Consider the following 26,702-nt stretch of genomic DNA (forward strand, 5'->3'; position numbering starts at 1 on the left):
CTGTGGGAAGTGTTCGTCCGGTCCAGCCGCGGCCTCAGCCACGTCCACGCCGGCAGCCTGCACGCGCCGGATGCCGCCATGGCCCTGCGCAACGCCCGCGACCTCTACACCCGCCGCAATGAGGGCGTCTCCATCTGGGTGGTCCCCGCGGACGCCATCGCCGCCAGCGATCCGGACGCCAAGGGGTCGTTCTTCGAGTCGCCCCAGGGCAAGGACTACCGGCATGCCACGTACTACACCAAGAGCGAAGGGGTAAAGCACCTGTGATCCCCGAAACCACAGAGACGTCCGGCCACGGAGACATCAGCACCGGCGTGGCAGGCGGCGACTCCAACGCGTCGGCAACAAGAATCACCCCCGGCAACGCCCTGCGCCCGGAGGACATCGCGCTGGAAGTAAGAACCGGCCTGGCCAAACCAACCGAAGACGTGGCCGAGTACGCCCTGAGGCTCGGCGACGACGCCCTGATCCTCGCCCAGCGCCTCGGTCACTGGATCTCCCGCGCCCCCGAGCTGGAGGAGGACGTGGCCCTGGGTAACATCGCCCTGGACCAGCTGGGCCACGCCCGGAGTTTCCTCAGCTACGCCGGCGGCGCGTGGGACAAGAGTGAGGACGATCTCGCCTACTTCCGCCGCGAGCACGAGTTCCGCAGCGTCCAGCTGTTCGAGCAGCCCAACGGCGACTTCGCGGTGACCATCGCCCGCCAGTTCATCGTGAGCTATTACCAGTTCGAGTTGTATCGCCGGCTCACCGAATCCACGGACGCCACCCTCGCCGCCATCGCTGCGAAGGCCGTGAAGGAAGTGGACTACCACCGGGACCACAGCGCCCAGTGGATCCTCCGCCTCGCTGGCGGCACCGAGGAATCAAGAACCAGGATGATCCACGGCCTCCGGCTCATGTGGCCGTACGTCAACGAACTGTTCCAGGACGATGAGCTGACGCAACGGCTCGCCGAGGCGGGTGCCGCCGTCGCGCCTTCCAGCCTGCGCGAGGACTTCGACCGGCTCACCGGGGAGATCCTCACAGAAGCCGAACTCGAGGTGCCGGACGTCCCGGCCGCGCCCGGTGGAGGCAGAAGGGGCAGGCACTCGGAACACCTGGGCTACCTCCTGGCCGAGATGCAGGTGCTGGCCCGCGAGCATCCCGGAGCGAGCTGGTGAGCGCCGTGGCCATCTACGTGAGCGACTTCGAAAGGAAGAGCACGACGCCGGAGCAACAGGCGTGGGACATCGCCGCCACCGTGTGCGATCCCGAGATCCCCGTGCTCACCATCGCGGACCTCGGCATCCTCCGGAACGTGCAAGTGACAGGGGAACAGGTAAGAGTCACCATCACCCCCACCTACTCGGGCTGCCCGGCGATGGACGCCATCCGCGACGACCTGCAAGCGGCCTTCAAAAAAGAGGGCTACCAGGACGTCGAGGTGGACCTGGTGCTCGCCCCGGCCTGGACCACGGACTGGATGAGCGCAGAAGGAAAACAGAAGCTGCAGGAGTACGGCATCGCCCCGCCAACCGGAAAAGCAGATGCGGCACGGCACGCCGGCCCCATCCGGCTGCAAATGGCGGTCAAGTGCCCGCAGTGCGCCAGCCTGCACACCAAGGAACTCACCCGCTTCGGCTCCACCTCCTGCAAGGCGCTGTATGTGTGCCAGGACTGCAGGGAACCGTTCGACTACTTCAAAGTGCTGTAAGGAAGCCCCATGCCTGTTGTCCGCCAGACCGCCGCCGAATCGGCGCAGGCCACCGGCCGCCGTCGTCCGTCTTTCCACACCCTCGCCGTGAAGGAGGTGCGCCGGCTCACCGAGGACGCCATCGAGGTGGGCTTCCACGTCCCCACAGAGCTCGCCGGCCAGTTCGACTACCTGCCCGGCCAGTACGTGGCCCTGCGCACCAAGCTCCCGGACGAAACAGGGGTGCCCAAAGAGGTGCGCCGCAGCTACTCCATCTGCGCCGAGCCGCGCAGCTTCGCGGACGGCAGCAGCGAGATCCGGGTGGCGGTGAAGAAGGACCTGGGCGGGCTGTTCTCCACCTGGGCCAACGCCGAGCTGAAGGCCGGGGATACCCTGGACGTGATGAGCCCCATGGGCGCGTTTGTGTCCCGGCACGGCAAGGACGGCACGGCCGTGGAGCAGAACCGGATGAACTCCATGAACAACCCGGAGGAGCTGGCGGGGGACGTGGCCAGCCACGGGGAGGCGAGCTTTGTGGCCATCGCCGCCGGCAGCGGCATCACCCCGGTGATCGCGATCGCCCGCACGCTGCTGGCCGCCAACCCGGAGAGCCGGTTCGACCTGATCTACGCCAACAAGGCCGCCATGGATGTGATGTTCCTGGAGGAGCTCGCGGACCTGAAGGACAAGTACCCGCAGCGGTTGGCCATCCACCACGTGCTGTCCCGCGAGCAGCGGATCGCGCCGCTGCTCAGTGGCCGGATTGACGCCGAGAAGCTGCAGCAGCTGCTGGGCACGGCCATCCACGCGGACGATGTGGACGAGTGGTTCCTGTGCGGGCCGTTCGAGCTGGTGCAGCTGTGCCGGGACACCCTGGCCGAGCGCGGCGTGAAGCCGGAGAACATCCGGTTCGAGCTGTTTACGTCGGGGAAGCCGGACAAGCCGGAGGGACATGCGGGCCGGCCCGTGGTGGTGGACGAGTCCAAGGAGACGTACAAGATCACGTTCAAACTGGACGGCCTGCAGGGCGAGGTGGCCAGCCCTACCCACGCCCGCGAGTCCATCCTGAACGCCGCGCTGCGGGTCCGCCCGGACGTGCCGTTCGCGTGCGCCGGGGGAGTGTGCGGCACGTGCCGGGCCAAGGTGGTCACCGGCAGCGTGACCATGGACGAGAACTACGCGCTGGAGCAGGATGAGCTGGACAAGGGCTACGTGCTGACCTGCCAGAGCCACCCCACCACCAAGGAAGTCACCGTCGACTTCGACGTCTAAGTCCTGATTCCTCCGAAGGAGCCCGCATGATTTCCCTTTCCATCAGCAACAACGTCGCCGAGGTGGTCCTCAGCGCGCCGTACAAACTGAACTCGCTGGATGAGCAGGCGCTCGCGGAGCTGTCCCAGGCGTACGACGACGCTGCTGCCGCCGCCTCGCGCGGTGAGGTGCGGGCGCTGCTGCTGCGGGGAGAGGGCCGCGCCTTCTGCGCGGGCCGGGACATCCAGAACGTCACGCCGGAGAATGACGACGCCGCCGCGTACCTGGGCGGGCTGGTGGAGCCGCTGCTGAAGAAGATGAGCGCGTTCCCGGCGCCGACCTTTGCGGCGGCGCATGGGGCGTGCCTGGGGGTGGGGCTGGGGCTGCTGCTGGCCACGGACGTGGTGTACGTGGCGGAGAACGCGAAGTTCGGCTCGCCGTTCGCGAAGCTGGGGGCCACGCTGGATTCGGGCGGGCACTGGTACTTCACCGAGCGGCTGGGGATCCATCGGACGCTGGACCTGATCTACACCGCGGAGCTGATCAGCGGCACCGAGGCCGTGGCGCAGGGACTGTTCAGCCGGGCGATGCCGGCGGATTCGTTGCTGGAAAGCACCCGGGCGATTGTCGCCAAGGTAGCTACCGGCGCCACGGAGGCCTTTTCTGCCAGCAAGGAGCTTGTGGCACATATCCGTGACCAGCGCCTGGGGCTGTGGGAAGCTATGACCGAAGAGAACGCTGAGCAGGCACGACTCTGCACAACCGACGACTACGCCGAGGGATTCCGGGCTTTCCAGGAGAAGCGGGAGCCTCAGTTCACCGGCTTCATTGGCGGAGCTTGACGGGACGTCTTCCTCCAGCCTCAGCCAACGATTGATGCGTGCGGCCGAGGATGCATGCCCCGTCACATTGGAGCACTTCTTAACATAACTGCTGATGAAAGCGATTTCTCGACGTTGAAGCCCAATCTTGACTGAAACTTGAGTCTCATTTGTGGAAATCTTTGTGCCCGTTCGCAAGAGTAGGAGAAGCCGGGAAGCACTCGGCCAATCCCCGCTGCCGGTCTCCAGTGACTGGCCCGCGGCTGAAAACTACTTTGGGGGCGCAGTGTCTGAGGTTTCGAACGCGACGGTTACGGGGAGCGAAGAAGGCAGCTTCAGCCGTCGCCGGGTCGTCAAAGGTGTGGCGTGGTCGTTGCCGGTCATCCTGACCACCGTCGCCGTCCCTCCGGCTTCGGCGTCCCCAGGACCACTCGGCACGACGGCCGCATTTGACGGGCTTCTATCTAGCGTGCCAAATATTCCGCTCCTCTCCGGGGCTCCGGGCCAAAGCCGCCCAGGGAACGTGCCCACAGGCTTCCACATCACAAACACCAGCAGTCAAAACACGAGCGTCGTGGGATCGATCCGAATTGAGCCCGTTCCCGCAGCAACAGGGGACCTAGGGGTAGGAATTCTAACTCTGACCAACTCCACCGTGTCATTGAGTTCCGACAACGTCATTACGAACGGCGTTTATAACGCCACTTTCACTATTCCGGACGTTGCAAGTCAGGGTACTGCCGTTGTGTTGGCATCTTTTTACTACAGAGGCCAAAAGAGGCAGACAGGGAACTTTCGGATGACCGTCACCGTGACCTACCCCAGCGTCGGCGAGCCGATCTCGACCGACATCAGACTCACCTAGGCCATCGGATGGTCTGGAAACGTGGCGGCCTAGTCGCAGAAGTCCGCACAAGTTCAGCAAACCGCGTGGCGCTGCTCCACCTGGACGCAACGCAGCCCGTGGTTTTGGAAGGCACTGCTTCAACCATCTGGGAACTCATCGATGGGCAACGAACCGAGCAATCCATCATCGCTGAACTCGACGCGAGTTTCGAGGACCAAACCGGCCAGATGCAGACGCAAGTCGAAGGGTTTCTGGCCAGTCTCCAAGCCCAGCGCCTGATTGAGCCTGCCAGCAACACTTTGCTCTAATAGCTTTACGTTCGGGGGGACCATGACTGACGTACGGATAGTTTGGACGCCAAGCAGGTGTGAGGAATTACCCAGCGACAGTGACCTGCTCTATGTGGATGTCCTCGACGTGCAGTTCGGCGTTCGTTGGGGCCGCAAAGTCACCTCTGGGCAGCGGAATGCCATGCGCTTGGCCTGGGCGCGGTGTGTTAGCAGCCAAGAGCCCTTGGCTCCGCCGCTGCCGCTGGAACCCACCGCTTCGCAGCCGTTCTCGGCGTCGGTCACCCATCAGTCACTGGCGAACGACGTCGGCACTTTTCAACTGCAGGCGGGCTCCTTTGAGGAGTTGGCTGAAAACCTCACGTCCCGGCTCACAGTTGCCGCCATCCTGGCCAACGCCGGTGAACTTATGATGCTCCACGCCTGTGGAGTGGCAGACCCTTCAACGGGGGCGGTGGTCGCGCTCGTAGCCAAGTCGGGAACGGGCAAGACCACAGCGGCCTCGGTGCTGGCACGGATCTATGGCTATGTCACGGATGAAACGGTAGCCATAGGCCCAGACGGCTCGGTTGTTTCATACCCCAAGCCACTGTCTGTGAAGCAAGGGCACGGCCTTCCCAAACGACAGGTTGGGCCGGACGAGCTCGGGCTTCAGCCAGCCCCCGCCAAGCCCGTCATCCATTCCATTGTGCTGTTAAATCGGGTCCAAAGCAGCCCCTCTGCGGCCCCGCTGCTGCAGAGGGTCCCTGTGGCCGATGCGGTGCTGGCCCTGATTCCGGACTCGTCTTCGCAGGGCGACATCGAGGAGCCGCTGCAGTCGCTGTGCCGCCTGATCGACAGCGTCGGGGGAGTATGGCAGGTGACCTATTCGGAAGCCGCTGATCTGCCGGCCGCCTTAGAGCCGTTGTTCCGGGCGCAACCTGAGACAGAGCCGGAATGGGAACCCCGGGCAGCAGAAGTTGCCCAGCTCGGGCCCCTCCCGGACGGGTGTATCCGGCGTGCCGCATTCAAGGACGCAGTGGTCATCAATGGCGACGCGCTGGTCATGTTGGACAACGAGATTGTGCGGCTCAGCGGGATCGGCCCAGTCATTTGGGAAGCCTCCGCCAACCCAGTGACGCTGGACCAGCTCGCCGGAGAAGTCGGCCTGGTGCACGGCTCCCCGGAAGGCTACCGGGAGGCCGTCGCCGGAGCTACGGCGCAGCTCATTGGGAAAGCAGTCTTGGAACAGGGCAGCAAGTAGCTGCCAACCGCGTGGGGGACCACTCGAAGCAGTATCCCGGTCATGAACTCCGGGACGGGAAACAGAGAACTTGAGTGGAAGGAACCACTATGAGCACAACAGCCACGGCGCCCTCGGAAGCGCCCGCGGGAATGGACCTGACGGATTACATAGGTGTACTGCGCGTCTACTGGAAGGCAATTGTCGCTTTCACCCTATTGGGCACCGTAACGGCGGGCGGCTGGACTGTCCTCCAGCCCAAGATCTACTCCTCGGATTCCAGCGGCATCGTGGTTACGCCCGGTTCCAACAACGTCAGCCTGTCGCTCGCCGGGGACAGCCTGGCCAAGGCGAAGGTCAAGAACTACGAGTCTGTCGCAAAGTCCCGGCTCGTGGCGGACAGGGTCATCGCCTACTTGGAGCTGAACACCACGGCAGATGCCCTGCTCGGAACCATTAGCGTGAAGGTCCCGCTGGACACCGCCGAAATTAGGGTCACCGCCCAATCAACCAACCCGGGTACCGCACAACGCGTGGCCGACGCCTGGGTCAATGGCCTCGCCGCGCAGGTGGAAGCGATCGAAACGGTACCTCCCACCGAGACTATTGTGGAGCCGGGTACCGCGACTACTCCCGAACCCGGTTTAACGGTCAATGCCACCGCAACGGCTGTCCGGGTACTCCCGCTGGGCAAAGCGGTCCTTCCTACCAGCCCCACGTCACCCAACACCAAGCTCAACCTAGTATTGGGCGCACTCATCGGATTGGCTCTCGGTGTTGCCTATGCAGTCATCCGCAGGCACCTTGACCGCCGCATCCGTCAGGCCGACGAGATCGAACGGCTCTTTGGCGTCCCTGCGATAGGTACTCTTCCTGTGGACCATCGCCTGGACGGGAAAAGCACCGTTCTTGAGGTCGGCACCGCAGCGGAGGTCCACGAAGCAGGCGGAGCGATGGCGGAAGCCCTCCGCGAACTGCGTACCAACATCAGCTTTCTCGACGTGGACCAGCCACCCCGGATCATCGTTGTTACCAGCTCCGTGCAGTCGGAAGGCAAATCCACCGTCACGGCCAACCTCGCGGTCACGATGGCAGCCGCCGGCGAAAACGTCGTAGTGGTCGACGGCGACCTGCGACGGCCAACTTTGGTAGACGTTTTTAACCTTGTTCCAGGCGTGGGGGTCACCGATGTCCTCACCGGCACCGCTGAGTTGGCAGACGTTCTTCAGCCTTGGGGTGCCCTGCCAAACCTCACAGTCCTTGGCTCGGGGCGCATCCCGCCGAACCCCAGCGAGCTCCTGGGGTCCCGGGCTATGAAGAACATGCTGAATGCCCTGGCCGAGGACGCAATCGTCCTGATCGACGCGCCACCGCTGCTTCCGGTGACGGACGCAGCCGTCCTCTCCCGCGCGGCGGACGGCGCCATTGTGGTGATCCGGACCGGCAAGACAACTCAGGAGCAGCTGGCACAGTCGCTGGGGAACCTCGAGAAGGTTAGGGGTCGAATTCTCGGCGCCGTCCTCAATTACGTGCCGACTCGCGGAACGGACGCCTACTCGTACTACGGAACGTATGACTCTGCGTCCGGTCCCACGCCACCGGCTGAAGTACAGCGCATTGGGGCGGGGCAGGATGCGGAAGCCCTAGACGCCACGGCAGAGGTGCCCGGCGGGCGCAGGGCTAAGGACTAGGAAATGACGGAGAGGGACAGCGGTGGTGGAGTGCAGCTCAGCGTTGCCGAGGCCGTGCTCCTGGGCCACGCGATGGTGGCGCGGGCGGCCGATAGCTCTGGCTTACGGGCTTTTTTCATCAAGGGACCGGCGAGTGTGATGCAGGGCTTGCGCGAGCCCAAGCCGTCGGCTGACGTGGACGTCTTTGTGTCGCCATCCAACTTGGAACAGATGCTGCAAGGCCTTCGGGAGCGGGGCTGGCGGGAGCGCCCTGCGGACCCTGACAGTAGGACGTTTCCAAAACACTCGGTGACTGTCGACCATCCTGACTGGCCTTGTTGCATCGATGTCCACTTCCGCTTTCCAGGGATGGAGAGTCACTCGACGGAATGTTTCGAGACTATGTGGTCAAGCACGGACGTCCATGAGCTTGCAGGACAGCAAGTGCGGGTACCGTCACGGGCGCTGGGAATCTTGATTCTGGCGCTGCACGCCCTCCGGTCGCCCCAAGTCCCTGCTGGCAGACGGGAGCTCGCTTTCCTGGCCCACTTGACCCAACGGCAATCGCTCACGACCGCCATCCTAAGAATTGCCACAGCTACCGACTCCTTGGCTGCCCTGCGCCCCTTTCTCGAGGACCTCCTACCAGAGACAACCACCGTGGAGTGGCCGGAGCCATCCACTGAATGGCGGAACCGCTTGATGGCGAGGGAACCGGGGAGCGCCCGGCTTATTGCCATTGTCCAGGCGCCCCTTAAGGACAAACCGAAGATGCTGTTTCGAGCCGTTTTCCCGATGCCCGAGGTCTTCTTGAGCGCGGACATTTACGCAGACATGTCCTTCCGTGGCCGGCTCCAGCAGCACCAGGCCAGGTGGAGGCGGTTCCTGCGTGCGGCACCGCGAATTATGCGGAACCTCATCCTTCCCCGCCGTCATTGATTTTGTCGTTCCTCAAGGCTCTGCCCGGAGGCTAGACCATCCTTGACCGCGCGATCCCGCAGCAATCGTCGGTATGAATTCGTCGGTTCTACTGCAAGGCTCTACACCGGAAGATCTCCTTGCAGGCCCACTCGGAGGTCATCGGCAGGCAGTATCAGCGGAACGAGATTTCTCCGCTCCCTGCTGAAGCGAAAGCCGTCCTCTTGGGTCGGGTTTAGGACGAGACCTGCCACGGTCTGTGTTAATAGCCCAGTGGAGGCGTTGGGCCAGTCTCGCGACTAAATGGTCGAAGCGTGATCGCCAGCAGCGTCGCTACTCCAGCGTATTCAACCACCCGGCTCATTTGAGCTGCGCCATCGGTAACCAAGTGCCCCTGCGCCGTTCCGCCCATCGTCTCTGGTGGCGGCCCCAAGGTCCGGGCAAACGACAAAGAGTCCTTCCGCCGGCATAAGGCCTCGAAATCATGTTGGTGCTTACCCACGCTCCAACTCGCTGGACGAGCAAGGGCCGCGCATTCTGCGCGGGCCGGGACATCCATAACGTGTCGCCTGAGAATGACGACGCCGCCGCGTTCCCGGGCGCGCTGGTGGAGCCGCTGCTGAAGAATGGCGTCTTTCCCGGCTCCGACGTTCGCTGCGGCGCGCGGGGCCTGTCTGGGTGTGGGGCTGGGGCTGCTGCTGGCCACGAACGTGGTGTATGTGGCGGAGAACGCGAAGTTCGGGTCGCCGTTCGCGAAGCTGGGGCCACGCTGGATTCGGTCGGGCACAGGTACTTCACTGAGCGGCTGGGCATGCACCGGACGCTGGACCTCAGCTACACGGCCGAGCTGATCAGCGGCGCAGAGGTGGTAGCGCAGGGAATGTTCAGCCGGGCCCTGCCTGCGGATTCGCTGTTGGAAAGCACGCGGGAGATCGTGGGCCGGATGGCCCGCGGTGCCACCGGTGCGTTCAGCGCCAGTACATTCGGGACCAGGGCCTGGGACTGTGGGATTCGATGACCGAGGAGAACGCTGAGCAGGCACGACTCTGCACAACGGAGGATTACGCCGAGGATTTCCGGGTTCTCCAGGAGAAACGCGAGCCCAAGTTTACAGGCGGTAAATTGCCTTTGCCTGCCGCTGATTTGTAAGGTTCACGTATGACTATGGGGAAAGCTGTTACCAAAGCCGTCATTCCTGCTGCCGGATTGGGAACTCGCTTCCTGCCCGCCACCAAGGCAATGCCGAAGGAAATGTTGCCGGTGGTGGACCGCCCGGCCATCCAGTACGTCGTAGAAGAGGCCATCAAGTCCGGCCTCGACGACGTCCTGATGATTACGGGCCGCAGCAAGCGTGCCCTGGAGGACCACTTTGACCGTGCCCCGGGTTTGGAGCGCGTGCTGGAATTGAAGGGCGATAAGGACCGACTGGAGTCGATCCAGTACGCGGCCGAGTTGGGCCCCATCCACTACGTTCGGCAGGGTGAGGCCAAGGGCCTGGGCCACGCGGTGCTCTGCGCCAAGCAGCATGTGGGGGACGAGCCCTTCGCGGTGCTTCTGGGTGATGACCTTATCGATGAGGCCGAGTCGCTGCTGACCACCATGATCGAGGTGCAGCAGAAGACCGGCGGTTCCGTGATTGCCTTGATTGAGGTGGACCCGTCCCAGATCAGCGCCTACGGCTGCGCAGACATCACGGTTGTAGAGGGCGAGGACTACGTCCGCGTCAACAGCTTGGTGGAGAAGCCGGCCGTGGCCGACGCGCCGTCCAACCTGGCCGTGATCGGCCGGTACGTGCTGCACCCGTCCGTGTTCGGCGTGCTGGAGAACACCGAGCCGGGCCGCGGCAACGAGATCCAGCTGACGGATGCGTTGCAGACCCTTGCGGCAGGTGAGGGCGAAGGCTCAGGCGTGTACGGCGTGGTCTTCAAGGGCCGCCGATTCGATACCGGTGACAAGCTGAGCTACCTCAAGGCCGTCATCACGCTGGCTTCCGAGCGGGTGGAGTTCGGCGAGGACCTGAAGACCTGGATGAAGGCCTTCGTCAACTAACCAGCGCTGTAACGCCTTTCTAGAGGCCCGTTGCCGAAAGGCGGCGGGCCTCTAGTCTTCTGACCAAATGAGCCGCCAGCAGGGCGCCTATGACAGCACCTGATGCGTTTGTCACAAGGTCGATAGGACTTGCAAAGCGGTTGTGAAGAAACAAGAGCTGGCCCAGTTCCATACAGGCGGAAATAGATAAACTAAATGCGCCGATTCGCCACCATCCACTTTCAGAAAATGCATGTGAGCCTACGAAACCAAGCGGGATGAACAGCGCTACATTTGCCGTAGCTTCCACGACCTTGTAGTTGAACCATGCTGGAATTCCGTTGCGGTGGAGGAACTGCAAAAACCGTGCAAGCTGCCCCTGCAGGGGCTGGTCGACGGGACTCGGCCAGAAGCCGATGAAAGCTAACGGGACCAACATGGCGAGGAGGACGAGCCGCCAGAGCCTGTGGTTGTGGAAGTGCCTCACACCTGCCTCAGCTGGTCCGGATCTAACCGTTCTGATGCCTTGCGCCAATGTTTCCCCATAACCCTAACGAATACCACAGAGCGCTCCTGCGGTTGAGCCAGTCGCATCCTTAAATACAGAGGGTGGGGTTCCCCGGTTTCCCGGAGAACCCCACCCTCTTTGGTGCTTAGAGCGAAGCTGTTAGGCAGCGACCTCAGCCTTGGCACGGCGGCGAACAACAACTACTGAAGTTGCACCAGCGGCCAGAGCGCCAGCGCCAACCAAGGTCCAGAGGACCAGGCCGGAATCAGCGCCGGTGTTTGCAAGGCCGGAACCCGAACCGGTGTTAGCCAGCGGGGCGCCGGCAGCGTTGCTACCGGCGTTGGCCAGGGAAGCAGCCACAGTGACCGTGACGGGGCCAACGACGACACCGGAATCTACGCCTTCAGCTGTCAGGCTGTAGGTACCGGGTTCACTGATGGAGATCGGGAGCGTAAAAGCACCCTGAGCGTCGGCAGTCGCACTGAGCTCCTGGGGCGCTAGGAGAACCGGAATCTTGGCCGAGAACGACGTACCACCGGCGATGTTCGCGCCTGAGGCTGCTGGAGGCTGCCCGGGCGTTACGCGGATGATGAGTCGTTCACCGGCGCGAAAACCCTGGCCGCGGAAGACAAAGGTTTCTCCCGGACCAACAGTACCGTCAGAAACAGCGGCCTGAGGCGGCAGGGCAGGGTAGGTCCCGGCCACAGCGGGAGCCGAACCGATAAGTGCTATGGATCCTGCAAGTGCGAGTGCTGCGAGTGTTTTCTTCATGTGTCCCCCCGGAGACGTTTAAGTTTTGATGTACCCGATTTTGGGGAGTGTTCCCCTCCGCACGAGACCTGTTAGTGCAGAACTACGGATAGGTATCCCAAACAAGACCGTATCACCTGCTCTTCGTTGTGAGCAATCTCAATCCAATTGGTTTACATACTGTTAACGCGCTGTTTATTAGCTCTAGCCACACGATGCAGTTAATGTGGGCAACTTCACATCATCAACCGGCTGCACAGTGGGTGTGACAAAGACGTAAGGTTCGGTGTGCTGGACTATCTTACCAAATGTGAACTCCACTGTTTTGCTTTCACCGGGTGCAAGCCGCACTGCATAGACGCCGACCGGTCGGTTCCCGTGAAGGTAGGGCGCAAACTCTGTTCCTTGACCGTCTACCTTGGCGGTCTCCACGTATGCTTGCGATGGCCCGTAGGCCACAATGTTCGTCTGAACCGATCCAGGTGGCACATTGAAGCTGCCATCACCAGTCACGTATGTAGGCAGAACGTCGGCCGCATCGTGACGAACTGTATTCGTGCTTGTTACCCGGACAGTGGTCTGTTCGTAGCCATCTCTGGGGCATTCTTTGATGAGTTGCACAGTGCGCTTGACGTAATAGTCCATCTTCGCGCCAGTGCCATCATTGAAGTAGACGCCGAACTGGGCTGGCAGGACACTCGGACCGGCTATTGCCCCGCTGAGAGCATACTGCCCGAGAACCGCTTGCTCATTCTCGTTGCGCGACCACACCAGGATGCGACCTTCCTCGGTAGCGCGGGAAAGTCCGTCCATCAGTGCTGTCGGTTCAGACTTCCCGTTTCCGAGAGCATCAAAGACCTGTTTGGCTACTGCGGCGAAGTAGGCATCTTGGAGTTCAGGCTGTTCAACTTGAGAGTAGACGTCCGAGAGGAGGGTAGAAACGACGTTGCCCGCGTTCAGTTCAGTCGGCAAACCGCTGATGGGCAGGACAGCAAGTTCCGGACTGTTGACGGTAACAGGGCCTGTAGCGTCCAAGATGTAACTGAGAGCTACAGGATCAATTGAAATCACACCGTCGACACGCTGTCCCATTCTTTGTTCCCACATTGCTTGAGCTGTTGCAGCAGCAGTCGGGAAGTCGGGGGTGAGGTTAACGTCCTGAATAAACTTTCCGAGCCGACCCGAATAGATCTGCTTCTGTTGTGGATCTACAGGTATAACCGGGGACATAACGCCGAGACCAGACGCGCTGTTTTGTGCGCCGAGCGTCAATTTCCCAGCATCCAGATTTAGCACGGCCAAAGCACCAGGAATTCCCCCCGACGACCTGGATTCAGCATTATTTTGGACGATGAGAAGGTAGTTTCTTGCGCCGTCGGCACCGAGCATCCCAGGAGCGATTGTGGAAGCAGCTGCCGCGACGTTAAGCGCCCCAGTGATTTCCTGAAGCTGTTCTGTTGCATCAGCTAGCGGCTTAGCCACCTGCGGCAGTAGTCTGCTTTTGTCGATCGCTGAAAGCCGCTCCGTAGAGACGCGTACTGCATAGGCTGCAGACTTCACGGTAGGTGATGCTGCCTTCAACGGCGCTAAGTCACTACCGCTCCGGGTGGGGAGGACGGTGTCCCAATGAAGCGATCCCCAAACATCCATCAACGGCACCAAACTCAAGCCGGCAACGTCGTCCGCTGAGCGGGCAACCTCCGACACGGCGCCTATATTAGCTCCAATAAAAGGCAGATTCGATGTCAGAGTCCACAAGGGATCATCAGCTGCTTCTCTAGCGGCGGCGGTGTGACTGCGTACTTCACGGGCGGTTCGTTGAGCCGACTTTTCGTCAGATGCGGCCAACTCACTTTTCATTTGAGTAATTAAGCTAATGGCCGCACTGATTTCACTCCGAATTGCACTGGCTTTTGCGACTAACCAGCCGGTCCATCCGGTCAGTACAAGAAGCAAGATGAAGGAAAGGATGATTGCCGTAGTTCGCCGACGCTTTCTAATCCCGCGCAGATGTACTGAAAATTCGGGCGAGATAACGGCCTGGGGGCCCTCCATTCTCAAGGCCGCCCGAGTCCGCGGTAAGTCCAGCCAGCTGCTCGCCATTTGCTGGCGTCGAGCACATTTCTCCCATCCAGAATGTTGGGAGTATCCACAACCAACGCCGCTTCATAAGGATCAAGGTCCCTATACTCCTGCCACTCTGTCAATAGCAGCAGAGCGTCCGCTCGTTCGAGGGCAACCTCAGTTTGCTCCTCATAGTGCAGTTCAGGGAAGCGTCGTGAAGCGTTAGGGAGTGCCTCGGGGTCCGTGACAGTGACCACAGCGCCCTGCAATTGCAACTGCGCGGCGATACTTAGAGCCGGTGAATCTCGTACGTCATCGCTTTCTGGCTTAAAGGCGGCACCCAGCACTGTTATTCTCTTGCCCATCAGGGAACCACCGCAGAGTTCGCGTGTAAGTTCGACTACTCGCGTCCGTCGACGCATGTTTATTGCATCCACTTCCCGTAGAAAGGTCAGAGCCTGGTCGGCTCCGAGCTCTCCTGCTCGTGCCATAAACGCGCGGATGTCTTTCGGAAGACATCCGCCCCCGAAGCCAATTCCGGCGTTCAGAAACTTCCGGCCAATTCTGTCATCCATTCCGATTGCATCTGCCAGCAGGGCTACGTCCGCTCCGGCGGCCTCACAGACCTCGGCCATGGCATTGATAAAGGAGATCTTCGTAGCCAGGAATGAGTTGGCCGCAGTCTTGACCAATTCTGCTGTCGGGTGGTCGGAAACCAGACGCGGAGTACCAGCGGATAGCGGCGTCGCGTAAACTTCGTCCAAAATCGCTACAGCGGGATGCTCTTCCGAGCCATCGCCGACACCATATACGAAGCGGTCAGGCTGAAGGGTGTCGGATACGGCGTGGCCTTCTCGGAGGAATTCTGGGTTCCAGACCAGATGCGCATTCGGCTCTTGGTTCGTGACCAAAGTTGAAAGCCGTGCGGCGGTCCCAACAGGTACTGTCGACTTGCCGACAACTACGTCGCCTGGCGACAAAAAGGGTATCAGACCGAGGGTCGCAGCATCGACAAATGTAAGGTCCGCGCCATTTTCACCCTTTTTCTGGGGCGTACCTACGCATATGAAGTGGACAGCACTTCCCTGGGCAGCCGAAAGATCGGTAGTAAAAGTCAATCTTCCGGTTTCTTGAACTTCATGGAGCAATTCTTCAAGACCAGGTTCAAAAAAAGGTGCTCTAGCAGCCGAAAGTTCGAGGATCTTTCTCTCGTCGACATCGATGCCCACGACTTCATGTCCTAATTTCGCCATGCAAGCAGCATGAACCGCGCCAAGATAGCCGCAACCGATAACTGAAATACGCATTTTATGTCTTCCCCAAGCAAGGACGGGCGGTAGCAACCGCGGTTAGTGGGCCGGACTGACGGTTATACCGCGCCGGTGCTTGCAAATACTGCTTTGAAAGTCTTGAAGAGGATCACAACATCACCCATGAGCGACCAGTTTTCAACGTAATAAAGATCGAGTCTAATACTTTCTTCCCAAGTGAGATTGGAGCGTCCGCTCACCTGCCAAAGCCCACTCATACCGGGACTAACGTATAGACGTCGGTGAGCCGCATCGTCGTAAAGCGCGACCTCTCCTTCCCGCTGGGGACGTGGACCCACAAGGCTCATGCTCCCGTTCAAAACGTTGAAGAGCTGAGGAAGTTCGTCCAAGGAATATTTTCGAAGAATGCGACCTAGCGGGGTGATACGGGGGTCCCTATCAACTTTGAATAAAGGCGTGTCTCCTGCTCCCTGAGCTTTGAGGAGAGCGGCAAGTTCAGCGTCCGCATTGACTTTCATCGATCGGAACTTAAGCATATGGAACGTGGTTCCTCGAATTCCAACTCTCTCCTGGCGGTAAAAAACTGGACCTGAATCCGTAACCCGCACCAATATCGCGATTGTTAGGAATACGGGCGCTAAGACTGCCAACAGCACCCCTGAGATGGCCAAGTCAAATGCTCGCTTAGCTACTTTTTTTCCACCCGTCAGCTTGGGTGTCGAAACATGGATCAAAGGCAATCCCGCAACCGGCTGAGTATGGATGCGTGGTCCCGCGATATCTGTTAAAGCTGGTGCCATGATCATGCCGATGTCACGAGCAGCTAGTTCCCAACCGAGGCGACGGAGATCTTGAGGGTGCATGTTCACACCCGCAGATATTGCGACTGCATCGACGTCAGTATCGAGAATCACTCTCAGAATTGAGTCGAACTCAGTAGTGGTCCCGGTAACGGGAACTTCAAGGTCGGAAGGATCGAAGCCTTGCCCGGCTCCTGGCAGGTGGACAGCCACGGGGCGATAACCAGCAGCCGGGGCGCTGGCGAGTGAACGGACCAAGTGAGCGGCGGAAAAGGGCCCGCCGATAATGAGTACTCGAGAATCGCTCTTTCCATGCTTGCGTTCCAGAATGATGTGCTGGCGGAGAAACCAGCGAGCTGCCAGCAGGCCGAAAGCCCCCGCCGGAAAGGCCAGCCCGACGTAACCTCGTGCCGTGTCGATCTTGAGCGCATATGAAACAACAGCCACAAAGCCGAACAGCCAAGCAGAACTGGCGATGACCCTCTTATATTCTTCCGTCCCGGATCCTAGGACACGGGCTTCTCGGGAGCCCCAGAACTCCAGCATGCACCACCAACTGAGGACAAGAAGTACAGAAAGAAGAACGTAGTCTGCATCGCGAACACTTGAACTGTCAATGTCGGGAAACCCGAACCTAATGCCAAATGCGCCCGCTACCGCCCAAATGACGACGCCAGCGTCGATAAGCCGTAGGCGCGACGAATAACGAGAGCGCCACCGCGCAGAGACGCGTTTCATTCCCAGACTACTGGCAGCTGTCGTTCCCAAATTTTCAGCGCCCCCCATCACCATATTCCTAAGCTCTGACGTTGCCGACGTTGGCCCGGAACCATTCGACGGTGCTCTTGATGCCCTCCCGGAGGTCAATACCGGAGGTCCAACCAGCCTGTGCCAGTTGCGACACGTCAAGAAGCTTCTGGGGCGTCCCGTCCGGCTTTGAGGTGTCCCAAACAATTTCACCGTCATAGCCAACGGTCTCCGCCACGAGCGAAGCCAACTCCTTGATTGTGACGTCGGTGCCCGTGCCGACATTTAGTTGGGCGGAGCCGTCGTAGTTCTCCAACAGGTGTAGACAGGCGGCTGCCATGTCGTCAACATGCAGAAATTCCCGGCGGGGTGCTCCGGTGCCCCAATTTGTCACTGTTGACGCACCGGAACGTGCCGCCGCTTCAAACCGGCGAATGAGAGCGGGGAGTACATGCGATCCCTCTGGTGAGAAGTTGTCCCCGGGCCCGTAGAGATTGGTAGGCATAGCCGAAATCCAGGGCAATCCGTACTGGCGACGAACCGCTTGGACCTGCATGATGCCTGCAATCTTGGCGACCGCATAGGCGTCGTTAGTGGGTTCGAGGTGACCGGTTAGTAGAGACTCTTCCCGAATCGGTTGTTCCGCAAATTTCGGGTAAATGCATGATGAACCTAGGAACAGAAGACGTTCAACGCCAAATTCTCGCGCTGCATCTAAGACGTTGACCTGAATCCTGAGGTTGTCACTTAGGAAATCGACGGGGTACGTACTGTTGGCTAGTATTCCTCCGACTTTAGCAGCAGCAAGGACGACATACCTCGGCCTTGTTTCTGCAAAGAAACGGAAAACCTCTTCTCTATTTTTAAGATCAAGGTCTGAAGAGGTGCGACCAACGAGGCTGCTGAATCCGGATGCCTCTAGATGGCGCCAGATAGCTGACCCGACCAGTCCTCTATGTCCTGCTACATAGAAGGTCGCAGACCGGTCGAGCGCGCGAGGTGTGTAATCAACGTTCATTTAGTTTTTCCAACTTGCGAGGTCAACGGCGTCAATCCAGTCTTTACCTGCGTGCTTGAGCGCCTCAATGTCCGCGTCTACCATAATTCGCGCAAGCTCCGGGGTATGAACCGATGCCTTCCAGCCGAGCTTTTCTTGCGCCTTAGAGGCGTCGCCAACAAGTGCGTCCACCTCGGTCGGACGCAGGTAGCGTTCGTCAAACCTAACGTGGTTTTCCCAGTTGAGGCCCGCGTGTTCAAAGGAGATTTGGAGAAAGTCCCTAACCGTGTAGTTGCCGCCAGTTGCCAACACGAAGTCGTCTGGCTCATCGGCTTGCAGCATTCGCCACATGCCTTCGACGTATTCGGCTGCGTATCCCCAGTCGCGTACGGCGTCCAGGTTGCCCATATAAAGAAGATCCTGCTTGCCGGCTTTAATCGCAGCGACTGCACGGGTGATCTTGCGCGTTACAAATGTTTCACCACGTCGTGGTGACTCGTGATTGAAGAGGATTCCGTTGACAGCAAACATGCCGTAGGCCTCTCGGTAATTCTTGGTGATCCAGTAGCTGTAGACCTTTGCTGCACCATAGGGCGAACGGGGGTAAAACGGAGTTTCTTCATTCTGAGGCGGCGGAGTTGCGCCGAACATCTCGGAGGAGGAAGCCTGATAAAACCGAGTGTCAATTCCGGACATTCTTACTGCCTCGAGCAATCGAATTGTCCCGACACCAGTGGTGTCCGCAGTATGCTCAGGTTCGTCAAAGGACACCCGGACGTGCGATTGGGCCGCGAGGTTGTATACCTCGTCGGGACGGATCTCTGCGAGCAAGGTCACCAGACGGGCGCCATCGCTGAGGTCACCGTAGTGCAAGAACAACCGAGCTTTTGGATCGTGGGGATCAACGTAAAGATGATCTACCCGGGCCGTGTTGAAGGTTGATGCACGACGTATTAGACCGTGAACCTCGTAGCCTTTCGAAAGAAGGAGCTCAGCAAGGTAGGAGCCGTCCTGCCCTGTAATGCCCGTGATAAGTGCGCGTTTTGTCATGAAAGATGCCCCCAGAAGCAAAAAAGAGTCACGCAACCTAGCGGCTGCGCGACGTCGCCAGACTCGTGATGAACTCATCATAATGCCCGATTGCCGCTTCCTCCGACAATGTTTCATAGCGGTAGCGGAGGCCTTGGCTGCCGAGATTGCGAGCCCAGTTCTCATCCGCCCGGAGGGCCTCTGCCGAACTGACAAGAGCGGACGGGGCGGCCGCGTCAACACGGATGCCGCCACCCGAGCGGTCGATCTCGTGCGCTGTGACGCTACTCTCGTCGGTAGCGGCGATAACGGGTCTGCCGGCGTTAAAATATGATGTCAGCTTGCTGGGGACTGACATGTCTTTGACACCGGGGAGTTCGTTTACCAGGAGTGCATCAGCTGCTGTCAGCGCCAATTGAAAGTCATCGTCTGGCAGCGAGTCGATGAAGGAGATCTTAGTCTTCCCTAGTGCAAGGTCTTCCAACCGGCGTCGCTGATTCCCATCACCCATGAGTACGAAGCGCACAGAACTTCCGCGGTGTTCGGCGATGGCAGCAGCCTCGATGGCATTTTCTAGACCCTGCTTTTTGCCCATATTACCCGCATGCAGTACAACGAAGTCGTCAGGTAACCAGCCCATTTTAGCTCTAAATTCAGTCTGGCCCGTCTCTGGTCTAGCAGGTAGGTGCGTCCAGTTTCGTATAACCGATACGTTTGCTGCACTTATGCCGAGTGTATTGACCAAGTAATCGCGGAAACGGTCGTGAATGACTACAACACCATCCGCGCGACTAAGTATCCAACCCTCGATTCGCGCTGCAAATTTTGCTGAGAAGCCTTTTGCTCCCGCAGTTTCCACTAATCCTCTGCTGTAGATGTCTTGCACCCATATGGCGACTGATGGCCTACGAGGACTTAAACGTGCGCGAAGTACGGCGAGTGAAGTAGAGAATAGGGCTGGGCTCACCATGACTACTACTTCTGGTCGGCCCCATCTGGATGTGATAAGCCGCGCTCCGAAGCTAAACTCCATGTGTAGGCGGCTTAGGGCTGAAGGTCTGGGGGGTACATGGTGGCGGAGTCGTTTTACGGACACTCCGTCGAGGGTTTCCTGCCGGCTCCAGCCGGTGTAGCCATCGGCGATTTTCCACTCCGGGTAATGAGGAAAACCAGTTAGCACGCCTACGTCATGTCCGCGCCGTGCTAATCCAACCGCCAAGCTGGACGTGTACGGTGCATTACCTGAGGGTTCTGGATTGTAGTGAAGACCCAAAATTGAGATACGTGTCATGGTGATCCTAACGATTCGGGCTGTCTGGTGCCTTGCGTGAGACAGCGTCGGTGATGAACAGTTCTACAGCGGCAGCAGCCTCGGTGGGGCTGCAAGCACTTCGAACTGCAGAAGCTGACCTGCTTCGCAATTGATGTCTAGAGTCCCAATCATCAAGCCGCGCTTGGATGCAGCTGGCAATAAGGTCTGATTGTGCATCGGTCACATCAATATCTGCGAGTCGGGCAAAATCGACGGCGGACATTACCCGGTCCACCAGGACGAGATCGGTTTCTGCGACTAAAGCCTCCACTGCCGCATGGCAGAAGTTTTCTACTAAAGATGTCACTGCAACTACGCGTGCCCGGCGAAAGTATTCAAGGGTTTCACTATGAGTCTTCCAGCCGTGCCATACGATGCGCTCGGCCACCCCCAAACCCTCGGCCAAGTGCCTCAGCTCCAGCACGTATTCTGGAGAGCCGTCGCCGACCAGGTGAAGGACGTTTCTGTCGCTAGTTTTGGCAAAACTTTCCAGCAAAAGCGGTATGTCCTTCTGAGGATCCAAGCGGCCTACGAATAGAACGTCCAGATCGCGAGCGAAGCTGCCGGGTGCTGAGTTAGTAGACACAGATGGATGAAGAACCACTTCAGCGCGTTGCCAGGTGCGCGGACTGCTAAGTTCAAGCTCGCCGCTCGAAGCGAAAATAATGCCATCCATCGACCGTAAAATTAGGCTTACGAGCGGTTTGATGCACGACTTCACGGCCCGGTGCTTCGCCCAGTCGTATTCCGTTAGGGACATGGTCGGAATTAATAGGATTCGGTGTCGTCCCAGCGCAGGGTAGACCATCGAAAGGACGCGCAGAAATCCGAGGACGAAGAACGGAAGGTGCCAAACTCCCACAATCACGAGTGCAGAAGCAGGTGTTTGTCGCCGATAAAGCTGATACAGCACTTTCCAAGCCTCATATGCTCGGCCGCTGATAGCGAGGAGATCCTGGGTCTTAGCTTGACCAAAGCTTCCCGCAAGAGTTTCAGGAGAGCCTAACCCTGCAACGCGAGTAGACCTTCCTCTGGCTTCTAGTCCTTCAACATATCCCCATATAGTACGCGTCGGGCCACCAATCTTGTCGTGGACGCGACCTAGTACAAATGTGAACTCAATTGCGTCGTTGAAATCATCAACATTTGAAAAAGTCAATTACCTTCACCTTTCTTCGCACGTTTCAGGCCTTCGAGTCCGAATTCATCTATAAGCAACTCGTAAATAAACATTCTTCGAAGGTATGAGCGACCTTCAGCCCCATCAAGGAACCCACGGCGGCCGATAAAAAGATAAGCCGTGGCAGCGTACTTTCTTAAGCCGCCCAAGCGATAACGTATCGCGCGGAGGAGACCGCGTCTGTCAGCCTTAGAAGTCCCCGAAGCGCTTCTGTTCCTTATACGATCACTTTCCCATTTGGCGTAGCGAACATGTTTCGTGAGCCAGTCTTCCAACCCTTTGGCATTGGTCTCATGAATGTAGGGAGCCGATATACGTCCCGCTGCTTCGGGTTCATCAAAATCTTCCCATACTCCACCTGTAAACTTTACAGAAGAGTTCGCTTTAACAATACGTGGATGCCAGTTAGGGTAGCCGCTGGTGCGCTTAAGCCATTTGCCGTAGTACATAAAGGCCGGAGCGGCGTAAAAAGCGTCGCAAGTAGCAGTTGAAGCAGCCCGCATGACCTGTTCCCGGAACTCTTCGGTGGATTCTTCGTCCGCGTCCATGAACAGTATCCATTCGCCCGTAAACGGCAGGCTTTGGAGAGCCCAGTTACGTTGCTCGCTGATCAGGAAAGCGCCTTCTTGTTGGTGCTTATATATCTTTGCGCCCAAGGCTTCCGCTATTTCGCAGGTGCGATCCTGGCTTTCACTATCAACCACAAAAATTTCATCGCACCAAGAAAGGCTGGTGATTGCATGTTTGATGGTTTCTTCTTCATTGAGCGTAAGGATCACGGCACTTACCGTTGGAGATGAAGCGGAATTCATTGGTTCCTTCATTGAGGGGACGCCTTTGTTGGGCGGTAATAGTCAAAGCCGACAGGTTGACGAGGGCTCAGGTCACCCAACACTCATCCAAAGGATAGTGGAATGCCCTCCGCCTCAGGTCTGTTACGAGGTCTGGTGTGCGCCGCCACTAGTTGCGTCCATTCTCAAGGATCTAGTTGACGGACCACGTTCCAGCTCGTTTCACGGGCGAAGCGTTGTGGCCAGGTCCAGGCCGGCAGTGTGATGTTACTCAAAGCGATAGCCGGCTTCTCACCGTTGCGCTCCTGCGTAAAAACGGCGGGTAGACTGAGTCTGACTTTTACGACGACTATCTTCGCGCTGCCTGGCACGCATCTGGTCGTTCGATACCGCAGGGGGAAGCTTGGAAATTCGGGACTTGGTTACTCTGGCGCGGCGGAACTGGCTACTTATTTTGTCGATGTCACTTGTCGGCATTCTGTTAGGTGGCTTGTTTTCCCTGCTGGAGAAGCCCACCTACACGTCGGAGACCGAACTCTTTGTCGCCATTCAGAACACTGGCAGCGTTCAAGAGCTGCAGCAGGGCAACACCTTCACACAGGCAAGAGTGCAGTCCTACGTGAAGGCAGCCACAACGCCTGTCGTGCTTCAACCCGCGATAGATTCTCTTGGTTTGGAGGTTCGCCCCAAGGAACTGGCTGGGAGGGTCACTGCAGGCGCGGACCTCAACACGGTGCTCATTACCATCCGCGCGTCGGACTCATCACCGGTTCAGGCGGCAGCGTTGGCTCAAGCAGTCGGCGAAAGTTTGATCGACGCCGTGAAAACCTTGGAAACGACCAGCCCCGACGAAACTTCGCCGGTTCGCCTCTCGGTTATAACACCAGCGGTAGCACCCGACTCGCCATCTGCGCCCAACACCAAACTCAGTCTCCTCCTGGGGGCTGTTCTTGGGTTGTTTGCGGGTGTCGGTGCATCCTTTGTCAGGAGGGCTACAGACACCAAAATTCGAGGAGAAGAGGACTTGCGGACCGTAACTGCAACGCCAATTCTCGCGGGCATAGCTAACGATCCCGCAGCGTCTGAACGTCCACTTCTTAGCCAGGCAGCGCCACAAAGCCCTCGTGCAGAATCTTTCAGGCAACTTCGAACAAATCTGCAGTTCGCAACCCTAGCGTCATCGAATGGAAGCATATTGGTTACGTCCTCCATGCCGGGGGAGGGTAAGAGCACCACGGCCATCAATCTCGCTATTGCCTGCGCCCAAGCTGGAAGCTCCGTTTGTTTGATCGATGCGGATCTGCGCAGGCCGATGATAGGGGACTATCTCGGGCTTGAGAACGCGGTGGGTCTGAGTACTGCCCTGATCAAGGCGGCGGAAGTCAGTGATCTGCTTCAGCCCTGGGGAAACGAAAATTTGTACGTCCTTACCTCTGGACGTATACCCCCGAATCCAAGCGAACTCCTCGGTTCGGCTGAAATGAAGGAACTGTTGGCGGAGCTTGAGCGAACGTTCGACATGGTAATTATCGATACCCCTCCCTTGTTACCCGTTACGGACGCTGCCGTTCTCGCGCAAAGCGTCCAGGGGGCTGTAATGGTGGTTGGTGCACAGAGAACTAAGCGGCTTGAGCTCGAGCGCTCGCTCGCTTCACTCGAAATGGTTGGGGCGCGTGTTCTTGGCATCGTACTGAACCGCACTGCGATCAAGGGCCCTGACGCTTACGGGGGCGGCTCATATGGATACGAGAGTCGGAGTGATGGCCAACTTTCTATGCAGCAGTCAGGCACAGAATCAGGTCATTCATCGCGTGAAGATGTAACAGTCAGTCAACTTCGTTCAGCAAAGGATGCTGCGGGCCACCTTATGTTCACGGAAACTCTCCTTGGCGATGACCAGCGACCTCCCGCGGCATTTCCCGGTCGCCCCAGAAACGACAGATAACACTGGCGTTGTCCTGTTAGGGGATCGAATGACGGTCACTTCCAGCGAGGCTGTGCTAAGACCTGGTAGGGAGCTAAAAAGGGCAACCCAAGTTATCGGATATGCCTTATCGACTCTTCTCCTCGGTGTGACTGGTTTGTTGTTCATACCCGCTGCTGTACAATCTGCAGGACCGCATGGCTGGGCATCCGTAGCCCTTGGGCAAGCATTCGGAGTAGTAGTTGCAGTCGTTGTCGGATACGGGTGGACGCTAACGGGTCCAGCCGCGATTGCTGGAAGTAGTTTAGACGGACAAATTTTAGAGTTTCGTAAGTCCCTCGTCGGGCGACTCCTTGTAGGCGTACCGGCAACTGGTTTGGGATTGGCTCTTTTGTGGATCCTGTTTCCTGGAAATGAAACTGTGTCGGGGCTAGCCCTGCTCGGAACTGCGATGACCGGAATGAGCAGCAATTGGTTATTCGTCGGCATGGCCCGCCCGTTTGCTTTGTTGTGGTACGAGACAGTTCCCAGAACAGTAGCGACGGTAGCGGCCATTGTTGTCCTTTACAATGGTTTCTCTTTGGAATCCGGGCTCATCATTCAGTCGGCAGGCCTTGCGGTTGGTCTCGTATTAACTTGCCTGGTGATTCGCAGCTGGAAACTAAAGAGTTTCGGAAAAACGTGGAAGTCCCCCCATCGGTTGTCGATGTCAGTAGTGGTAAGAGCACTACGTGCTCAGTCGCATGGAATGGTGGCCAGTCTCATTTCAGCGATTTTCTTGTCTGCTCCCATATTGGTTGTAGGGCTTTTTGCGCCTTCGGCCCTGCCTGCATTTGCACTTGCCGATAAGATTCAGAAGCAGTTCATATCCGGAGTAGCACCAATTGTGAGTGTAGCCCAGGGCTGGGTTCCGAAAGCAGAAGGACGCACCGCGGTAATTCGACGGAGTCGAAAAGCCGTATTGTTTGGTGCTGCGATGTCATTTGTCGTTTGCGTCTTTATCCTCCTGCTTGGCTCATGGCTGTGGGCGTTTCTAGGGGCTGGGCAAATTGAATTTGAAGTTATTCTTGGCGCATTAGTCGCAGGAATTTGTGCTCTAATTTTTCTCGAGCGAATACTTAGTCGGGCGGGACTTATTCCTCTGGGCGGTGCCGGCAAGTTGTTAATGGCGACGTCAGTGGGTAGTGTCCTGGGAATGGCGGCAGCCGTTGTCCTCGTTAGTAGCCACGGAACTGCGGGTGCACTCCTGGGCGTCTTCCTCGGCTTCCTACTGACTGTAGGGTTCGAGGTGATTTTTTGGATGGGTCTTACGCGTTCTTTAGGCCGACGTAGGCGAAAAAATCTAGCGCCACAGTTGCTGTCCAAACGACTAAAGAGAGTTGAACAATGAGGTTAGTGATTTTGCTCGCCGGTATTTTGCCGAGTAGTGTTTTCAAAAATAAAATTTTGCGTATGCTTGGATTTGACATACACATTTCTGCGGATATCCAGCCTTGTTTGATTATCAATGTCGGTCACATTTCTGCTGGTCCAAGTTCGCGCATCGGTGCTCTTACCTGCATCAGGGGGATCCGGCGTCTTATTCTGGAAGACAGTGCGAGAATAGGTCAGTTGAACTGGATATCAGCCGCCCCTGATCTCACTATGGAGACCAAGTCGGGTATTTTGCAAATTGGTGCACATTCCGCCATCACCAATCGTCACTATCTGGATTGCAGTGGCGGTATCAATTTAGGTTCGCACACGACCGTTGCGGGCGTGAGGAGTACTTTTATTACTCATGGAATCAATTGGAAGAGATCCGAGCAGTCAGTGAGCTCCATTGAAATCGGATCATACTGCATTATATCTTCTAACGTGAATGTCACTCCTGGAACCAGATTGCCTGACAACTCCGTTGTTGGCATGGGTGTCACCATTGATAAAGGTTTGTCTAAGGAGGGAGGGTTGGTTGTCTCCCATCGTGGCGTCCTTGTAAAGGGTGACCTTGTGGGTGATTACTTCACGCGCACGTCTGGTGTTGTAAAGCCCCCGGCGGATGCAGACGCGATTGGTTCCAGCCATCAGTAGAACATCTCGGCGATATGCTCCATGTGTGAACCGTTCGTGGTGACGTAAAATTCCTTTCTGACCTGTCCGTGGGGACAGCAAGCTGTAGAGCGGCTGCCGCCAGGCTAGCGTTTATCGGCTCTGTAATGCTCCAAGTTTCAGTGGCGGAAGTGGCCGCGAGTTGGGCAACATGGCGGCTGCCTGTGCAGCGAGCGCTACTACCCTCCTGGCCGGAGACGAACGGCCCGTGAGTTCCGCGGTAGCGCGCGACGATCCGGTCAAATCGTCAGAAGTAAGAAGTTCCATGATTTCTCCGTCAGCAAACCAGGGCATCGGTCCGCCGTGGGCAGAGGATTTCGGGCGGTGCCGCTGACCGATTTCCTTCGGTCTTCAGCCCGGCTGTCACCGATGGTGGAATAGTGAGCCATTTCGCACTCTAAAAGCAACTTCCTGGCTGGTGGCTCTTTACGGTTTGTGGGGAAGTGGGTGTGGAGCACGACTCAAGCTCCGAGTCAGAGCGAGCTTTGGTAGCGAGCTGCATTTGCTCTCCGATGCTTCAAA

The 26,702-nt window shown here is 58.4% G+C and carries 23 protein-coding genes and 1 pseudogene; 14 read left to right on the forward strand and 10 right to left on the reverse strand.

What is annotated here, in order from left to right; translation table 11 throughout:
- The 11 genes and pseudogenes from paaB to galU all read left to right on the forward strand — a co-directional run bounded on the left by paaB (position 1) and on the right by galU (position 10,740).
- Positions 1–267, forward strand: a complete 267-nt coding sequence (gene paaB, locus ACFVYC_RS10805) for a 1,2-phenylacetyl-CoA epoxidase subunit PaaB (protein ID WP_125610602.1) — start codon at positions 1–3, stop codon at positions 265–267.
- Positions 264–1,163, forward strand: coding sequence for a 1,2-phenylacetyl-CoA epoxidase subunit PaaC (paaC, locus tag ACFVYC_RS10810; protein ID WP_387549691.1), 900 nt, complete (start codon positions 264–266; stop codon positions 1,161–1,163). Before paaB ends, paaC begins: the two co-directional genes overlap by 4 nt.
- Positions 1,164–1,174: 11 nt before the next feature.
- On the forward strand, positions 1,175–1,696 hold the full coding sequence (gene paaD, locus ACFVYC_RS10815) for a 1,2-phenylacetyl-CoA epoxidase subunit PaaD (protein ID WP_387549807.1): 522 nt from the start codon (positions 1,175–1,177) through the stop codon (positions 1,694–1,696).
- A gap of 9 nt (positions 1,697–1,705) precedes the next feature.
- Positions 1,706–2,947, forward strand: coding sequence for a 1,2-phenylacetyl-CoA epoxidase subunit PaaE (gene paaE / locus ACFVYC_RS10820; RefSeq protein WP_387549693.1), 1,242 nt, complete (start codon positions 1,706–1,708; stop codon positions 2,945–2,947).
- 26 nt (positions 2,948–2,973) lie between these two features.
- Positions 2,974–3,768: an enoyl-CoA hydratase/isomerase family protein gene (locus ACFVYC_RS10825; protein ID WP_387549695.1), complete on the forward strand. Its 795-nt coding sequence runs from the start codon at positions 2,974–2,976 to the stop codon at positions 3,766–3,768.
- Positions 3,769–4,677: 909 nt separating this feature from the next.
- Complete coding sequence (locus tag ACFVYC_RS10830; protein WP_387549697.1) at positions 4,678–4,902, forward strand: PqqD family protein; 225 nt, start codon at positions 4,678–4,680, stop codon at positions 4,900–4,902.
- A 22-nt stretch (positions 4,903–4,924) separates the two neighbouring features.
- Positions 4,925–6,124: a hypothetical protein gene (locus ACFVYC_RS10835; RefSeq protein ID WP_387549699.1), complete on the forward strand. Its 1,200-nt coding sequence runs from the start codon at positions 4,925–4,927 to the stop codon at positions 6,122–6,124.
- A gap of 89 nt (positions 6,125–6,213) precedes the next feature.
- The gene (locus ACFVYC_RS10840) at positions 6,214–7,794 is read left to right on the forward strand and encodes a polysaccharide biosynthesis tyrosine autokinase (RefSeq protein WP_387549701.1); all 1,581 of its coding nucleotides are present in this window, start codon (positions 6,214–6,216) and stop codon (positions 7,792–7,794) included.
- Positions 7,795–7,866: 72 nt separating this feature from the next.
- Positions 7,867–8,712 (forward strand): nucleotidyltransferase family protein, encoded by an 846-nt coding sequence (locus tag ACFVYC_RS10845; protein WP_387549809.1) that lies wholly within the window; start codon positions 7,867–7,869, stop codon positions 8,710–8,712.
- A gap of 502 nt (positions 8,713–9,214) precedes the next feature.
- Positions 9,215–9,840: pseudogene (locus ACFVYC_RS10850) on the forward strand (enoyl-CoA hydratase/isomerase family protein); the annotation flags it as partial.
- A 9-nt stretch (positions 9,841–9,849) separates the two neighbouring features.
- Positions 9,850–10,740, forward strand: coding sequence for a UTP--glucose-1-phosphate uridylyltransferase GalU (galU, locus tag ACFVYC_RS10855; RefSeq protein ID WP_387549703.1), 891 nt, complete (start codon positions 9,850–9,852; stop codon positions 10,738–10,740).
- 19 nt (positions 10,741–10,759) lie between these two features.
- Here galU and ACFVYC_RS10860 read toward each other — a convergent pair whose 3' ends face one another.
- The 10 genes from ACFVYC_RS10860 to ACFVYC_RS10905 form a co-directional block, all read right to left on the reverse strand.
- Complete coding sequence (locus tag ACFVYC_RS10860) at positions 10,760–11,206, reverse strand: VanZ family protein (RefSeq protein WP_387549704.1); 447 nt, start codon at positions 11,204–11,206, stop codon at positions 10,760–10,762.
- Positions 11,207–11,386: 180 nt separating this feature from the next.
- Positions 11,387–11,998 (reverse strand): LPXTG cell wall anchor domain-containing protein, encoded by a 612-nt coding sequence (locus ACFVYC_RS10865; RefSeq protein ID WP_387549706.1) that lies wholly within the window; start codon positions 11,996–11,998, stop codon positions 11,387–11,389.
- Between the two features lie 183 nt (positions 11,999–12,181).
- Positions 12,182–13,933, reverse strand: a complete 1,752-nt coding sequence (locus tag ACFVYC_RS10870; protein ID WP_387549707.1) for a DUF4012 domain-containing protein — start codon at positions 13,931–13,933, stop codon at positions 12,182–12,184.
- Positions 13,934–14,034: 101 nt separating this feature from the next.
- Positions 14,035–15,348: a UDP-glucose dehydrogenase family protein gene (locus ACFVYC_RS10875; protein ID WP_387549709.1), complete on the reverse strand. Its 1,314-nt coding sequence runs from the start codon at positions 15,346–15,348 to the stop codon at positions 14,035–14,037.
- A 62-nt stretch (positions 15,349–15,410) separates the two neighbouring features.
- Positions 15,411–16,850, reverse strand: a complete 1,440-nt coding sequence (locus tag ACFVYC_RS10880; protein WP_387549711.1) for a sugar transferase — start codon at positions 16,848–16,850, stop codon at positions 15,411–15,413.
- A gap of 58 nt (positions 16,851–16,908) precedes the next feature.
- The gene (locus ACFVYC_RS10885) at positions 16,909–17,877 is read right to left on the reverse strand and encodes a GDP-L-fucose synthase family protein (protein WP_387549713.1); all 969 of its coding nucleotides are present in this window, start codon (positions 17,875–17,877) and stop codon (positions 16,909–16,911) included.
- Entirely contained in the window at positions 17,878–18,906 is a 1,029-nt protein-coding gene (gmd, locus tag ACFVYC_RS10890; protein WP_387549714.1) for a GDP-mannose 4,6-dehydratase, read from the reverse strand.
- A 37-nt stretch (positions 18,907–18,943) separates the two neighbouring features.
- Positions 18,944–20,176 (reverse strand): glycosyltransferase, encoded by a 1,233-nt coding sequence (locus ACFVYC_RS10895; RefSeq protein WP_387549716.1) that lies wholly within the window; start codon positions 20,174–20,176, stop codon positions 18,944–18,946.
- A 7-nt stretch (positions 20,177–20,183) separates the two neighbouring features.
- On the reverse strand, positions 20,184–21,356 hold the full coding sequence (locus ACFVYC_RS10900) for a glycosyltransferase family 4 protein (RefSeq protein WP_387549717.1): 1,173 nt from the start codon (positions 21,354–21,356) through the stop codon (positions 20,184–20,186).
- Complete coding sequence (locus ACFVYC_RS10905; protein WP_387549718.1) at positions 21,353–22,201, reverse strand: glycosyltransferase family 2 protein; 849 nt, start codon at positions 22,199–22,201, stop codon at positions 21,353–21,355. The genes ACFVYC_RS10900 and ACFVYC_RS10905 overlap by 4 nt, the downstream gene beginning before the upstream one ends.
- A gap of 370 nt (positions 22,202–22,571) precedes the next feature.
- On the opposite strand from ACFVYC_RS10905, the gene ACFVYC_RS10910 reads away from it, so the two are divergent.
- From ACFVYC_RS10910 to ACFVYC_RS10920, 3 genes are read left to right on the forward strand one after another with little or no spacing between them, the layout of a single operon-like run.
- Positions 22,572–24,113 carry a polysaccharide biosynthesis tyrosine autokinase gene (locus ACFVYC_RS10910; protein ID WP_387549719.1) on the forward strand — a complete coding sequence of 514 codons (1,542 nt, stop codon included), beginning with the start codon at positions 22,572–22,574 and terminating at the stop codon, positions 24,111–24,113.
- Between the two features lie 28 nt (positions 24,114–24,141).
- On the forward strand, positions 24,142–25,482 hold the full coding sequence (locus ACFVYC_RS10915) for a hypothetical protein (protein ID WP_387549721.1): 1,341 nt from the start codon (positions 24,142–24,144) through the stop codon (positions 25,480–25,482).
- Positions 25,479–26,162, forward strand: a complete 684-nt coding sequence (locus ACFVYC_RS10920) for an acyltransferase (RefSeq protein ID WP_387549722.1) — start codon at positions 25,479–25,481, stop codon at positions 26,160–26,162. Before ACFVYC_RS10915 ends, ACFVYC_RS10920 begins: the two co-directional genes overlap by 4 nt.
- The last annotated feature ends 540 nt before the right edge of the window (positions 26,163–26,702 follow it).

This window comes from Pseudarthrobacter sp. NPDC058329 (genome assembly GCF_042879835.1).
GTDB lineage: Bacteria > Actinomycetota > Actinomycetes > Actinomycetales > Micrococcaceae > Arthrobacter.